The organism is Methanobrevibacter millerae (assembly GCF_900103415.1).
GTDB classification, from domain to species: domain Archaea; phylum Methanobacteriota; class Methanobacteria; order Methanobacteriales; family Methanobacteriaceae; genus Methanocatella; species Methanocatella millerae.
This window is the reverse complement of record NZ_FMXB01000010.1, coordinates 1-15,494: the sequence shown is the minus strand read 5'-3', so window position 1 is coordinate 15,494 and position 15,494 is coordinate 1. Positions and strand designations below refer to the sequence as shown.

At 27.1% G+C, this 15,494-nt stretch carries 9 protein-coding genes and 1 pseudogene; 4 read left to right on the top strand and 6 right to left on the bottom strand.

The window, feature by feature from the left end; translation table 11 throughout:
- Nucleotides 1-134 precede the first annotated feature (134 nt).
- The 4 genes and pseudogenes from F3G70_RS06715 to F3G70_RS06700 all read left to right on the top strand — a co-directional run bounded on the left by F3G70_RS06715 (nt 135) and on the right by F3G70_RS06700 (nt 9,918).
- Complete coding sequence (locus F3G70_RS06715) at nt 135-4,481, top strand: hypothetical protein (protein WP_149731936.1); 4,347 nt, start codon at nt 135-137, stop codon at nt 4,479-4,481.
- Nucleotides 4,482-4,500: 19 nt separating this feature from the next.
- Nucleotides 4,501-7,476, top strand: a pseudogene (locus F3G70_RS06710) (DNA-directed RNA polymerase subunit A'); the annotation flags it as partial.
- An 818-nt stretch (nt 7,477-8,294) separates the two neighbouring features.
- Entirely contained in the window at nt 8,295-9,179 is an 885-nt protein-coding gene (locus F3G70_RS06705) for a restriction endonuclease (protein ID WP_149731934.1), read from the top strand.
- 223 nt (nt 9,180-9,402) lie between these two features.
- Nucleotides 9,403-9,918 (top strand): hypothetical protein, encoded by a 516-nt coding sequence (locus tag F3G70_RS06700; RefSeq protein WP_149731933.1) that lies wholly within the window; start codon nt 9,403-9,405, stop codon nt 9,916-9,918.
- Here the strand turns inward: F3G70_RS06700 and F3G70_RS06695 are convergent.
- The 6 genes from F3G70_RS06695 to F3G70_RS06670 form a co-directional block, all read right to left on the bottom strand.
- Nucleotides 9,915-10,862 (bottom strand): hypothetical protein, encoded by a 948-nt coding sequence (locus tag F3G70_RS06695; protein WP_149731932.1) that lies wholly within the window; start codon nt 10,860-10,862, stop codon nt 9,915-9,917. The genes F3G70_RS06700 and F3G70_RS06695 overlap by 4 nt on opposite strands.
- A 65-nt stretch (nt 10,863-10,927) precedes the next feature.
- A complete protein-coding gene (locus tag F3G70_RS06690) occupies nt 10,928-11,497 on the bottom strand; it encodes a hypothetical protein (RefSeq protein WP_149731931.1) in 570 nt (189 codons plus the stop codon).
- A gap of 1 nt (nt 11,498) precedes the next feature.
- Entirely contained in the window at nt 11,499-12,011 is a 513-nt protein-coding gene (locus F3G70_RS06685) for a DUF1802 family protein (RefSeq protein WP_149731930.1), read from the bottom strand.
- 4 nt (nt 12,012-12,015) lie between these two features.
- Nucleotides 12,016-12,711, bottom strand: coding sequence for a restriction endonuclease subunit S (locus tag F3G70_RS06680; RefSeq protein ID WP_149731929.1), 696 nt, complete (start codon nt 12,709-12,711; stop codon nt 12,016-12,018).
- Nucleotides 12,712-14,946 carry an AlwI family type II restriction endonuclease gene (locus tag F3G70_RS06675; protein ID WP_223166039.1) on the bottom strand — a complete coding sequence of 745 codons (2,235 nt, stop codon included), beginning with the start codon at nt 14,944-14,946 and terminating at the stop codon, nt 12,712-12,714. It lies immediately after the preceding gene.
- 18 nt (nt 14,947-14,964) lie between these two features.
- Nucleotides 14,965-15,494 (bottom strand): restriction endonuclease subunit S (locus tag F3G70_RS06670; RefSeq protein ID WP_188118100.1); only part of this gene is annotated, 530 nt, incomplete at its 5' end.

Genomic DNA, 15,494 nt, shown 5'->3' with positions numbered 1-15,494 from the left:
ATAAATTAAATGCCAAGAAATATTTAAATGCAATTTTAGAAAATCATTTTAAACCAGGGGATTTTGTACCTAAAGTGACTTTACAAAAACGCTTGGGTAAATCTTTTAATACAAATATAATTATTTTTACATTAATGGATTATGATTTATTGGAGGTTTCAGGGCCTAATTACAAGCTTGCAAGCCAGGAGGTTATAGATAAATTTTTGTTGGAAGCGGATTTTCCAGAAGTTAAATCCAAAAAAACCAAGAAGTCTTCTAAACCTAAAACAGTCAAATCTAAAAAGAAGTCCACTTCATCTTCAAAATCAAAATCATCTAAATTAAAAAAATGTAAAGTTTGTGGCACAACATTGCCTGAAAACTCTAAAAGTGACTTATGTAGAAAATGTAGCAAGAAAGCGCATGCTGTAAAAGTTTTAGAAGAAATTATCCCCATTACGGGCGTTGGAATTCCATTTAATAAAGATGATTTGAATAATTTATATGAAAATAATGTCATTAAAACAAACGACACTATTTGGACATTGCAGGATTTTAGTTTAGTTAAATCTATTGATTCCAATTTATTTGAATTGGCATCAGAAAATCAATTAAATCAATTTTTTAAAGAAAATAACAGTTCAAACGTTGTCTCTGATTTACTTTCAAAATCTTCAGACAAAGCATTGCAGAAAACCTGCTTAAAATGTAACAAAACGCTGCCTATTTCTGAATTTAGAAAGACTTCAGAAGATAAGTATAGTGATTATTGTAAAAGCTGTGATAAAAAGATTAAAACAGCTCAGTATGTGATTGAATTTATTGAGGATGTTGGATTTGACGAATTTTTGATAAGTGATGTTAATATTGAAAACGTCCAGGGAAAACTCTTTAATTTACAAGATGCTGACTTAGTTATTTTCAATGGCCAATATTACAAATTGGCTGATGAAAATACTGTTTACTCTTTCATTAGTCAAAATGGTGATGACAATTCTGTTTTAGATGATATTGTAGATGCTTTTAAAACCCATAAAACAATGATTAAAGCAGCTAAAAGTGTTGGCGTGTCAAATATTGAAGTCACGAAATTTTATATCGAAGGAAAATATGGGAATTATAAATACATTAAATTTTTTAGAGATATAAATGAAATTAAAAAAGCTAAATTAGAAGATGCAGCCTGTCCTAAATGTAAAAAGAAAAAGGGATATGATAATGCCAAATGTAAAAATTGCGGCCACATTAATGTTTCATTATTATCTCTTGATGAAAAGATTGATTATGTATTATCAGTTATTCGAGAAAATCATAGTGTTAAATCCGCAAAACAATTGGATATTCCTTATGATAATATTAAAAGATGGGATAAACTTGGAAAGGCAGGGATTGCACCATATAATAAGTTTTCAACAGGAATTATTAATATAAAACGTGAAAGTAAGGATCTTCCTTTAAAAAGAGACAAAATAGCTAAAATTGAAGAAAGATTGAATGATAATTTAAGACAGATTCAAAGAAATCAGGTATCTTTAGACAAAAACATTCTTAAACTAAAAAGCGTTGATTTGTCCAATAAAGAAATTAAATCACAATATTATAATTTAACTTCAGATATTAATAATGAGAAATATGAATTAAACTCCAAGAAAAATGAAATTAAGACAATTAAAGATAATTTATCAAAATATTCCTTAGATGAATTGGATAAAGTCAAAGAATTTGATATAAAAACTACCAGATCAATTACATTAAGAGTAAATAAACTATTAAAGAAAAATGATAAATACATTGAACAAAAAGAAGAGATTAACAAAAATATTGAGAAATTAGAAAATGAATTGAAAGAATTAAAAACCAACATGGAAGATGTTGAAAAACTTATATCAAAACTAAAATCAGAATCCTTTGATGATTCATTAAAATCTGATTATGATGAGTTAATTAAAGAACTAAACAAATATATATCAAATCTGAATAATACGAAAGCTATTATTGAGAAAAATATCTCTAAATTAAAATCTAAAAAGTCTAACTTTAAGTTAAATGATGTTGAAATTAATCTAATTGATTATTCCAGTAAAGTTAATGATTTAATTTCTAAAAATGCTATTAAAAAAGAAAAAGATAAGGGAATTAATGGATATGAAGTGTTATTAATTAAGATTAATGATGAATTGACAGATGTTCATCGATATATTTATTTGTTAAATAATGCAAATTTTGTCCCATTTTTACTATTAGATAGAGATATATTAATTAACAAATTAGAATTTTATAAATCGAATTTAAATGAATCGAGGAAAAATCTTGAAAATACTATATCTAAATTTAGACAGGAAAATAAAATTATTATAAAATCCATTAATGTTGATTTTATTGATTATTCTGGCGATGTAAACGAGTTAATTTCAAAAAATGAATATATGATTTCTAAAAAAATATTAATCCCTCCATCCACTGAAAATGAAGATTTTCCTAAAAAGACATCTAAACCTTTATCCACTAAAAAGAAAAATGTTCCTAAACATACAGATGTTAATAAATTCAAAGCAAAAAATAAAGTTAATGAGTATGAAACCTTATTATTAAAGGTTGATAATGAAATTGAAAGTGTTAATGGATATATTGCTAAATTAAATAGAATTAATTTTGATAGATTATTAATAAATGATAAAAATACATTAATTAATAAATTAGAAAATTATAAATCTAATTTAAATGATTCAAAGAAAGATATTAATAGAAATATTTTAAAGTTAAAATATAACACTAATCCAAATATAAAAAGCATTGATGTTAATTTTATTGATTATTCTGGTAAAGTAAACGAGTTAATTTCAAAAAATAAGCATTCACACTCTAAAAAAATATCCAAACCGTTATCTACTACAAAGAAAAATGTTTCTAAACATACAGATGTTAATAAATTCAAAGCAAAAAATAAAGTTAATGAGTATGAAACCTTATTATTAAAGGTTGATAATGAAATTAAAAATGTTGGTGGATATATTGCTAAATTAAATAGAATTAATTTTGATACATCATTAATAAATGATAAATATACATTAATTAATAAATTAAAGAATTATAAATCTAATTTAAATGATTCAAAAAGAGATATTAATACGAATATTTTAAAGTTAAAATATAACACTAATCCAAATATAAAAAGCATTGATGTTAATTTTATTGATTATTCTGGTAAAGTAAACGAGTTAATTTCTAAAAATCAGAATTTAAATAATAAATATCAAGTAAAGAAAGATAAAGACAAACCTTCTTTTATGGCAAGTGAGACGCTGAAAAATGATTTACATACTACCGATCGTTATATTACTGAGACAAATAACTATATTTTTAAGTTAAGAAATACCATATTTTTAAAACCTTTTAATAAAGAAAAATTCTTATTATTGGGTAAATTAAAGAATTATATGATTGATTTAAATAATTATAAAAAAAATATTCAATTTAATTTAGATAATATTTCGGATAATGAACTAGTAATTGAAAAATTTAAGTATATTGATTATTCCAGTGATGTTAATAATTTGATTTCTGAAAATGAAAAATTAACTTTCGAGAAAATGGAGTTAATTATTGATTATTTGGATGAAGATAAGGATTTAAAAACTATCTGTGATGATTTAGAGATTTCATTGGATAATATTCAATCTTGGCATGATTTAGGTAAATCTGGCAAAAAGGATTATATTAAATTTTATGATAAAATATCCGTAGTTTATAAAAAAATGGAAGAAATAAAACAAAAAGAAAAAGAAGAAAAAGAAAAACAAGAAAAGCTCAGGAAAGAACAAGAAGAAAAAGAAAAACAAGAAAAGCTCAGGAAAGAACAAGAAGAAAAAGAAAAACAAGATAAACTCAGGAAAGAACAAGAAGAAAAAGAAAATACTATTAAAAACTATAAACAAAATATTTCAGAAATTAACAATGAAATTACTAAAAACAATGAGCATATCTCTAAATTAAACAGCACTAATTTCATTGAATCATTAATCACAGATAAATATAAATTAATAAATAAAATAAACAATTACAATTATACTTTAAAAAGTAAACTTGAATATTTTGAAACAAAATTAAATTCAATGAATACAGACAGTGGATATTTCAATTTTATCAACCAAGAAGTTGATTACATTGATTATTCTAGTGAAGTTAATGATTTAATTTCTGAAAATGAAAAAATAATTTCAGAGCAAATGAAGTTAATTATTGATAATTTAGATGTTAATAAGGATTTAAGAACTATTTCAGATGATTTGAAAGTTTCATGCGACAATATTAAGTCATGGTATGATTTAGGTAAGTCAGGTGATTCAAAATATGCTGATTTTTATATGAAAATAAAGCAATTTAATGAAGATAGAGAAAAGAACATTGAAAATAAAAAATCCAATTCAGGAGTCTTTAGTAAATTAATTAATAGATTTAAGAGGAAACCTAAGGATAGATCTCAAGAGTCTAAAAAATAATAATATAAGGAGTTAAAACATGAAAGAATTTATCAAAAAAATCGAAAGAATTAACTTTGGACTAATGTCTCCAGAGGATATTCGTAGTATGTCTGTTGTTCGTGTTGAAACTCCAGATACTTATGACTCTGATGGATATCCAATTGAAAATGGTTTGATGGATCCACGTTTAGGAGTTTTGGATCCTTCCCTTAAATGCCATACCTGTGGAGTAAGAGGAGGAGACTGTCAAGGACACTTCGGAAGCATTGAGCTTGCAAGACCTGTTCTTCACGTTGGTTTTGGTGATATCATTCACAAAATCCTCCGTTCAACCTGTAACGAGTGTGGACGTGTTCTCTTAAATCCTGAAGAAATTTTCTATTATCATGAAAAAATCGAAGAGGCCTTGGAAAACAAGAAAAACATTTCCAAAATCTTAAACGATGTTTACACCAAATCCAAGAGGGACATGAAGGAAAAACCTGCTGAAGACGAAGAAATCGATGAGAAATACTGCTGTCCTCACTGTGGTACTCCTCAGCTTCCTGTAACCTTGGATAAGCCTACAAGCATTTTCCAGGATGACTATAAGCTTACAGCTTCCGAAATCAGGGAAAGGCTTGAAAGAATCACTGACGATGACATGTACATCTTAGGTATCAACCCTGAAGTTGCAAGACCTGAATGGCTTGTTTTAACAGTTTTACCTGTTCCTCCAGTAACTGTAAGGCCGTCAATTACTCTTGATACCGGTGAACGTTCAGAGGACGACCTGACTCACAAGCTGGTAGATATTTTACGTATCAATCAGAGACTGGTTGAAAACATGGAAGCGGGCGCTCCGCAACTGATTGTTGAAGACTTATGGGATTTGTTGCAGTATCACGTTACTACTTACTTTGATAACGAAGCAAGCGGTGTTCCTCCATCCAAGCACAGGTCAGGAAGGCCACTTAAAACATTGACCCAAAGGTTAAAGGGAAAAGAAGGAAGATTCAGATCCAACTTATCCGGTAAGCGTGTAAACTTCTCAGCACGTACCGTAATTACTCCTGATCCCAATATTAGCATTAACGAAGTTGGTGTTCCTGAAATGATTGCAAAAGAGGTAACCGTACCTGCTTACGTTAACGACTGGAACATTACTGAGCTCAAGAAATGCGTTGAAAACGGTCCTGACGTGCACCCTGGTGCAAACTACATGATTACAGAATCCGGAAACAGAAGAAGAATCAATAAGGAAACCAAAGAGTACATTCTTGAAAACTTAAAGCCCGGCGATATCTTAGAAAGGCACCTCAGAGACGGAGACATGGTACTGTTCAACCGTCAGCCTTCACTTCACAGAATGAGTATGATGGCTCACGAAGTAAGGGTATTACCATATAAAACTTTCAGACTCAATTCGTGTGTATGTCCAGCATATAATGCAGATTTCGACGGGGACGAAATGAACATGCACGTTTTCCAGACCGATGAATCCCGTGCGGAAGCAAAATCATTGATGCGTGTACAGGAACACATATTGTCTCCAAGGTTCGGTGGACCTATTATCGGCGCAATCCACGACCACATCTCAGGAGCATACCTTTTAACCAGAAAATCAATGAAATTCACAGAAGAGCAAGCTTTACAAATCATTAGAAAATCACACCTTGCAATCCCTGAAAACGACGGTGAAAAATGGCTTTTAAAAGCGGAGTCACATGAAACTCCTGAAGTCGAATCAGAAATAGCCAAAAAGACCAAAAACGTTAGGGGAACCAAGGACGATAAGGTGACTTACCTTAATACATTGGACTTGACTGAAGACGAAAAGGCAAAACGTCTCAAGGCAAACAAATGGAACGATGAGGAAAAAGAAATCATCAAATCCATTGCCCATGACAGAATCGCTTCTGAAATCAGGCAAAAATACGAAGACCAGTCTGCAGTCGACAACACAGAGTCAATCATTGAGAAAGCAAACGGCGAGGAATGGACAGGTAAGGAACTCTTCTCATTACTCTTGCCTAATCAAATGAACTTAACATATAAGGCTGAAATCTGTACCAAATGCGGTCAGTGTGATAAAATATTAAGGGAAACCCCTAAAGATGAGGTTGACTACGACACATTATGTCCTATTGACGCATATGTGGTCATTGAAAACGGTATCCTCAAACATGGTGTAATCGACGAAAAGGCATACGGATCCATGTCCGGTCAGATTTTGGATAAAATCGTTAAGGAATACGGTCCGGGAAGAGCTAAGGAATTCTTAGACAGATCAACTGACTTGGCTATTTGCGGAATCATGCAAACAGGAATTACAACAAGTTTAAATGATTTTGAATTACCTGATGAAGTTCAACTGGAAATTAATCAACATTTAAAAGATTCAGAAGAAAAAGTGGATAAATTAATTAAAAAATATAAAATGGGTTATCTTAAGGCCATACAAGGTAGAAGTTTAGAAGAGACCTTGAAAATGAGAATTATGCAAATTCTTGGAGAAGCCCGTGACAAATCCGGTGAAATCGCAGAAGATTTCTTAACTATGGAACATAATCAATCTGTTGTAATGGCACGTACTGGTGCTAGAGCATCCATGCTGAACCTTACCCAGATTACTTCCTGTGTAGGACAGCAGGCTGTTAGAGGTGGACGTATCCATAGAGGTTACATCGAAAGAACTCTTCCACACTTTAAAAGAAATGAATTGGGGGCAAAAGCTAAAGGATTTGTACATTCAAGCTATAAGTCAGGTCTCGACCCAATTGAATTCTTCTTCCACGCTATAGGTGGACGTGAAGGACTGGTAGATACAGCTATTCGTACAGCACAATCTGGTTATATGCAGAGAAGGCTTGTAAACGCACTTCAGGACCTGCAGGTAAAACGGTCTGGACTTGTAATAGATAATTACGGTAATGTCGTTCAAAGAATCTTTGGTGAGGACGGAGTAGATCCGGCAAAAAGTGATTTTGGAAGAGCAGCAAACTTTGACAAGCTAATTGACGAAATCAGATTATCAGAAAAAGAGGAAGGATATAATTTTAAAGATATTTCTAAACCTAAAGTAATTAATAAACCAACTGTCAATCAGGAGGATATAAATAAATTAAATGAATATATAGAACTTTTAAAAAATGAAATGAGCAATTTAAAAGAATCAGAAATAAAATCTTTTTTAAATGAACATTCTGAATTTAAAAATCAACTTGAAACACTTTACTTAAAATATAATAATCTTTTAAAAGAGATGAATTCTACAATAATTCAAATTATTCGCACTAAAAAAAGATTAAATAATGGTTCGTTTATTTTATTTAAAATGGAGAGATTTGATAATGTAAACGATTATCCTGAAAAAGTAGAAGACTTATTATTGGAAATAGATATTAAAATTAATGAGATTAAAAAATCTGATGATTATCTTTTCATAATTAATAAAACTCAATTATTAATAGATAAACAAAAATTAATTTCAGATATTGAAAGATTTATTGCTGAGTTAAATGATTTGAAAAATGAATCTAATAAAATAAATGTTTCTAAATCCATTTTAAGCGATATTGATAAACTTATTCATAAATCTAATGTTTTAATTGAAGATTTAAATAAAGAAATTAATTCTTATAATGAATTTAATACAGTGCTTAAGAATGGTGAAAATTCACTGAATAATTTAAAATCTGAATATATATCAATAAATGATAAAATTGAACAGAGAAAGAATAATGTGATGTTAATTGAATATCAAATATTATTTGATGAAGATATAATTACTAAAAAAGAATTTAATGAATTAAAAAAGGAATTAAAAAATAATTAAGGAGAGTGTATAATATGACAATACCCAAATATGATGAATTATATGATTATGTTATGGGAATATTGGCTGATGAAAAAGAATATTCAGTTCCATTAATGGATGAATTAATTATTAACCAATTATATTTAACAGATGAAGAATTAAATGAAAGAAATTCAAATGGTCAATTAGTTATTAAAAATAGAATTGGTTGGGCTAGAACATATCTAAAAAAAGCTGGATTAATAGAAAGTAAACGAAGAAGTTACTGTAATATAACATCATTAGGATTAGAAGTCATCGAAAAAAATCAAAATATTACAAATAAAATCTTAATGAATTTCGATTCATTTAGAGAATTTAAATCAACAAAAAATAATAAACAATTGAAATTAGTCGATATTGAAGATTTAATTGAAGAAACATTTAATGAGTATAATAATAATTTATCTAAAGAATTACTTAAAAAAATACAAAAGATAGATAATTCTATTTTTAAAGAATTAACTTTTAAATTACTTAATAAAATGGGATATTTTGATTTTAAATCATTGGAAATAGAAAAAAATTTATCAAATTTAAATGAAACTACTGGAATCATATATCAAGGTAAATTATGTTTGGATGAGGTTGTTATTCATATTAAACATTATAATAACGAACAAGAAGTTGATTTTGATTTATTGCAACGTTTTATTGGAGTATTATTTGGTCAGGGAATAAATAAAGGTATCTTTATTACTAACTTAAAATTCACATCAAACGCTATTGAATATGTTAATCAGCAAAATAATTTAAATATCGTATTAATAGATGGTAAAAAACTAGCTGATTTAATGATCGAGTATGATGTTGGTACTTTTACATTCAACAAATATGAAATTAAAAAAATTGATGATAATTATTTCATTGATGAATAATTAATAAAATAATTTGAAATATTGATTTTATTTCTTTGTTATTATGGTTTGTATGGGATAATATTATATAAAAACTATAAACTATTATAATAAATATTTAATGACTTTTTGAAATCGAAATGATTTTCTTTCAAAAATTAGCAATTCTCTATAAATCCCTTGTTTAATGGGTAAATAAAAAATTTATATGATATGTTCTAAAAATATACTGTTGGTGATAAATATGAAATCTAAATTCTCTCCTAAATTTGTAATTAGAGATTTTTTTAAATTTCATAAAAATGATAATGTTAAAATTATTGGTTTTCCTTTATTTATTTCCTGTATTTTAATATTTTTTGTAAATATTAACATGGAATTAGTTAATATTTTATTAATATCATTGTCTATATTTATAGGTTTTTTATTAAATTTAATGTTACTTTCATTTAATTTAAAAGATACTGATGCTAAACCAACAGAAGTTAATAGAATAGAGTGGAATATTAATAATTTTTTAATTGAATACCATGTTACAATTTCATTTGAACTTTTAATCACAGTGGCATTAGTTATAATTCTTTTATTGGCTGCATTATTACATGAAAATTTTTTAGTATTATTGCCTATTAACTTGATATTTTGGATTAGAATTGTATTTAATTTTCTAGTTATCTTTTTAATATCATTATTCTTTTTATTAATATTTAGAGTATTGAAATTTGGATTTGTTTTAATAAAATATCATCTTGAAAATTAATTTGAAGATCTAAAAATATCATCAGCATATTCTTTTCCTTTTTTATCTATAGATTCAAAGGTTCTATGACCATCATATCCTTCTTCTATCTCGTCTGTAATATCTCTAGCAGGAACTGCATTTTCAAGTTTATTAATAGTAAATGTTCTTTCAGAACCATTTAAATCAATTTCTAACTTTATGTCTTCTGTTTGTAACTTATTTCCAATAATATCATCATATTTTTTTAATTCATCCGATTCATTATTTATTAAATTTTTTATTTTATTAACTAATGGTTTTCTATTATCTTTGTTTATTTGTAATTTGAGTTCAACATAACCTTCTTCGGGTTCATATCCTTCCAATATTTCTAATTCATCAACAGGCAATTTATTTGAGATGAATCTTATTCTTTTTAGAACACCATAATCTAAATAAGTATTTATAATTTGTTTGGGTAAAAATGATTTTAATTCTAATTTTAAATTGGTGTACGATTGTTCTTTGATAAATTTTCCGAACCATTCTTCAAAAAGTGTTTTAATACCATCTGTACCCTTGCTTTCTAAAATTAATAATCCCTGTTTGTTATTTTTAGGAATTTCAATATAAAAATAATAAGGAGATAAAATACATTGGTCTTTTGAAATAATACGATCGTCTGTATTGTCAGTGATATTTTTAACTGGATGTTCTGTTCCTGAGGTACCATATAAAAATTCTCCAAAGAATATATTTTCATTATCTACATTAAAATCTTTAATAAATAGCACTTTATTGTCTTTATCAAAATGAGAATCTTCTTTATTATCACTTAAAAATTTAAATAATATTTCCATTATGGATTTGGGTTGTATATCTGGGTTTAGAGAACTATAGTTAATTTTGTCTAACATTACTTTTTCATCAGATTGTGTATTCCAAAGTATAATATTATATGTAAATAAATTTATTTTCACCATTTGTCTTCTCACCGTTATATTGTATAATATTATTTTTTACTGTTTTGTTTATTATAATATTTTACTTAGTCGAAAATTAGTTTAACTTCATTACCCATTTTTATTAATTCATTCAAATCTTTTCTAAACATATTTCTATGACTATTAATATCTTTTAAAGGCATTGGAATTTTTCTTGTAGGCTGTCCTTCAATAGAGAGTTCATTAAAAGGTTCTTTATCTGCAAGCGCATTTGCAGCATCACTCATTTCTTCACATTTTGCATAAAATTGATTTATTTTATTTATCTCTTCTTCATTGAATATGCTAGGGATAAAATTAATTAAATTAATCCAGTTTCTATCAGTCCATATTGGAAAATTATGCATCATATTATAAAAATTAAATAATTCATTAATACTTTTATCTACATCATCTAGTTTTATTTCATTTTTTAAATATTTATCTTTGAATTTTTCAAGAGCATCAATTATATGGTTAGTTTCAGATTTTATAAGTGATTTTGCACCTTTTTTTCGTTTGTTAAATTTGTACAATGATGTAGCAATTGCAAATGCTGCTGATGCAATAGCACCTACAATTGCACCAATTATTGCTCCAATTACAGTAGGATTATTTAATAAATCAATACACATATTATCTTATATTTAAAATTTCTTCTTTTAATTTATTAAACTCATCATCAGGAATAACTGGTTTACCTTCAAGTTTAACTGGTTTATCTACATTAGCATACCTCATGCCCCTAGTTCTTTTTAACATTTGAGGTTCATCAAGTTTATAAACTCTTAAAATCCATATTTTAGCTTTTTTTCTTCCAAGATAATCTTTAACATGGTTACGAGTCCAAATATGAAACTTATAAAATGAACCAATCCTTGTTGAAGGTTTATCAATAACTTCTTCAACAGTAGCATAATATTTAACTTCATAAGGATTATCACCAGTAGGTAATAGATTATCTTTAACAAATTCTTTATATTGAAATGAATCTAAAACATCTTCTTTGATAGCATAGCTAACTGTTGGATATAGTAAAAATTCATTTAATGTTGTACTATATTTTCTTATTAATATAGTTTGTTTTCCCTGACCTAAAGCTTCAACAGTTGCATTCCATTCGTTTAAACATTTTGTTGTTTCATCCATAATATCACTTTGATAAATTACTCTCAAAAATATTAAATGATTCTTTCCAGCATTGTTTTTCTAATTTTCTATATTCTTCTGCCTTTTTTTCAAATTCTTGAAACATATTAACCAATTTTATCTGTTCATCCAATGGAGGAACAATAATTTTTAATTTTTTTATTTCTTCTAAATTAATATTAGGTTGGCTCACCTCATGTTGAAATTTCCTAAAATTAAGTTTGCCCCATTTTGAATTTAAATATTTTACTAAATATTCTTTATTAATTAATTCAGAATTAATTTCAACTTTAGCAACAGCTTGGTTAATATTGGCATCCAAATTTTGATTAAAAATAGTGGCATTTCCTATTGTTCCTGCCATAGTAATTAAAATATCTCCTTCTTTAAGTTGAGAACTAGATAACGTGGACTCATGCAAACTATAATCAATTCTATCCACATTGTCTAAATTGAGACCATATTCTGATATATTCCCAGCACCTAAAAACATGACTCCATTCTCAATGTATTCCTTATTTTTAGGTGTTTTACCACTAACAATATTTGAAATTAGTTCTCTGAATTCTAATACATCAAAATATTCTGTGTTTACTAGTTCATCTAACTCTTCAAAAATTGGATGATAATAATCATAATCTAATCTATTATCATTTTCATCAATAAAATGAAAAAAACTATGTGTTTCATTACGTATCATTTAAATCCCTCTTTTTAATTCAAAAGTATTCTTATTGAATCTATTTTCTTCATAAGAGTCAAAAATATCATTTTTAAATTCATTATATTCTTCTAAAATGTCACTAAAATGATTTTCACAGGTTTTACCTTTTGTATCCAATCCTACTTTATCAACGTAAGCATAAAATATTGGTTCTTGTTGTTTAGCTTGAATATCCTGTTTTTTAATAAGGAATAGTATTGAAGTTTTAGTAGCAGTATTTGAAATAGGAACAAAAGTATCTTTTGATAATGAAATGATAGCTTTAATATAAAAATTTTTTCTCATAAATTTTCTTACATCAGAATAATCCTCTGTATTTAAAATGCCTTCATCAACAATACTTATTAAAATCCCACCTCTCCACTCAGGACGTGTTGTTGGTATTCTTTCACTCTTTAAATAATTATTGATTGAATTTAAAAACAAAGCGCCTCCTTTCATTGTTGTTCCTTTAACTTTAAATTCACAATTGCCAGATAACATCTTAGCTTTAATATCATTTAATTTAAGTTCATTATTTTCTATTGTTTTATCTTTTCGTTTAATTTTTCCTTTTAATTTTTTATACTCTTTAAACTCATTAGATTTTTTTAACTCTTTTATGGAAGAATCTGAATCCTCAGAGGATATTATTTTTTTGATTATTTCATTTTCTTCAAGAATCTTAAGTTCATTCAACATTTCTTCTTTTTCTTCAACATGAGTATCTAATCTTTTTTTCTGAGCATCATAAGCTTTTTTAGTTTCATTGACTCTTGGTAAGACCTCATTATTATTTATAAAATCAGAATCATAATTTTTTATATAATTTAAGTTTCCTAGAGGCGGATTAGTTAATACAACATCAAAGCCATGATTGAATAAATCAGCGTCACATTCTTCAAGAGTTAAACCATCATGTTTATAAATATTAGATTTACCATCACCGTGAATCCACATATTCATTTTTGCAATTTTTGATATTCCATTGTCGATATCTGATCCATATAATTGAGATGATTTAAATTCAGCTATAATTTCATCCTTATTCCTCACATCACTATTTTTTAATTTAGATTCCATTTGTTCCATTGACTTAACTAAAAATCTTCCAGTTCCACAAGCAGGATCAAGTACTTTATCTTGATAACTTAAATCAGAAAGTTTAACAATGAAGTCAACAACATTTTCAGGAGTAAAAAATTGGCCAATCTTAACATCTTTTTCAGCTCTTTGTGCTAATACTTCATAAACAGCACCTAAAATATCAATTTGAGTATCTATAAAATTAGGATATTCTTCAAAAATAGGGATTACTGTATCTATAACAAAATCATCATCAAAACCATCAGAAAAATTATCTCCTTCCTGAAAGATATCTGTACCTCCAGATATAGTTTCATTTTTGATGGATTTAAATAATTCATGAATCATTTTATTATTATCACCATGGAAACTTTTATATTCTTTAAAATTATCTAATGTGAGTCTATTTATATTACCATCTTTTTCACGTTTTTCTTCAAAGAGCTTCATAAAAACAAAATATATTAAATTATCAATAGCATCACTTCCAGTTGCTATTCCCAGACTTCTAAGAGAATCTTCAATTGATTTCAAATCATTTATTAAAAGTTCTTGTGTTTTAAGATCTTTTTCTGTTTCCTCATCATCAATTTGTTTTTTTAAATACTCATCTGAAGAGAATAATTCCTCAAATAATATTTTTTTTATCCTTTGGTCATCAGCAAAATCTAAATATCTACTATAAAAGATATTTATAAAATCATTTGTTGGATAAGCATCTACAACGTTATCTGTAAACTTATCTAAAAGCAAATTAATGTTATCAAAATTTAAAGGTAAAATTTTTAAATCATCTTCATGGCTAGAATTAAACCTTTTAATTTCATTTATCATACGAATTGATGTTTCAGGAGAAACATACATACAAAAACATTTTTTATTTGTTCGTGTTTTACTATCCTCCAAATGCTCCACAATTGCAGGATATTCTCTATCAGCACTAGATTTTGTGGTCTGCGTAACTTCAATATTAAAATGAAATTCATCATTAAACATTTCAATGTCGGTTTTACCTCCAGGTGCATTAGATGTAGCAGTACCATTATGATTAACTTCAAATCCTCTTTTTTCAAATGCTCCTTTTAAATCTTCTGTTAAATATTGCTCTAATTCTCTTCGAGCGTCTAATTTACTATAATCCCTAATAATATCACCTTTAATAATTTATACGAAAATTTGTTCAAATAAACTCAATTTAAATTTAGATAATTGATTAATCTCATTTGTTAGCAATTCTATTTTAATATCTATTAAAGATAAATAATTTACAATTAACTCCTGTTCCTTTAACGAAGGTAATGAGATGTCAAAGTTTTTAACTATTTTTGCATTTAAGTTTCCTTGTGTTCCTGTTTCAATTAGTTTATGGAGGTTTTTCTTATAGTAAGTTAAATAATAGTACATGTATTCTAAAGAAACATTGTCTTTTAGTATCATCCCATATATTGCTTGGCTGGTAGCAATATCTTTACGATTGATGGCTACAAAACCTACTGATGCGTAAATTGAATATAGTAAGGAATTTTTAGGAATAATCCATGCACTGGAGTTATCTAATCCCCATTTTGTTATTGTTTTTTCTGTGTAATTAATATATTTTCCTTGTGAGGTCATATCCTTAATACTTAAAAAAGGAATGTCTCCATCATAATAATCTGGATTAGAAGACTTTGGAGTTCCTCCTGCTTTACCTT

Bases quoted from the DNA above. Each gene is read 5' to 3' on its own strand.
- F3G70_RS06695 (WP_149731932.1), bottom strand. From the start codon at position 10,862: ATGGTGAAAATAAATTTATTTACATATAATATTATACTTTGGAATACA.
- F3G70_RS06685 (WP_149731930.1), bottom strand. From the start codon at position 12,011: ATGGATGAAACAACAAAATGTTTAAACGAATGGAATGCAACTGTTGAA.
- F3G70_RS06715 (WP_149731936.1), top strand. From the start codon at position 135: ATGGATTATGATTTATTGGAGGTTTCAGGGCCTAATTACAAGCTTGCA.
- F3G70_RS06690 (WP_149731931.1), bottom strand. From the start codon at position 11,497: ATGTGTATTGATTTATTAAATAATCCTACTGTAATTGGAGCAATAATT.
- F3G70_RS06705 (WP_149731934.1), top strand. From the start codon at position 8,295: ATGACAATACCCAAATATGATGAATTATATGATTATGTTATGGGAATA.
- F3G70_RS06680 (WP_149731929.1), bottom strand. From the start codon at position 12,711: ATGATACGTAATGAAACACATAGTTTTTTTCATTTTATTGATGAAAAT.
- F3G70_RS06700 (WP_149731933.1), top strand. From the start codon at position 9,403: ATGAAATCTAAATTCTCTCCTAAATTTGTAATTAGAGATTTTTTTAAA.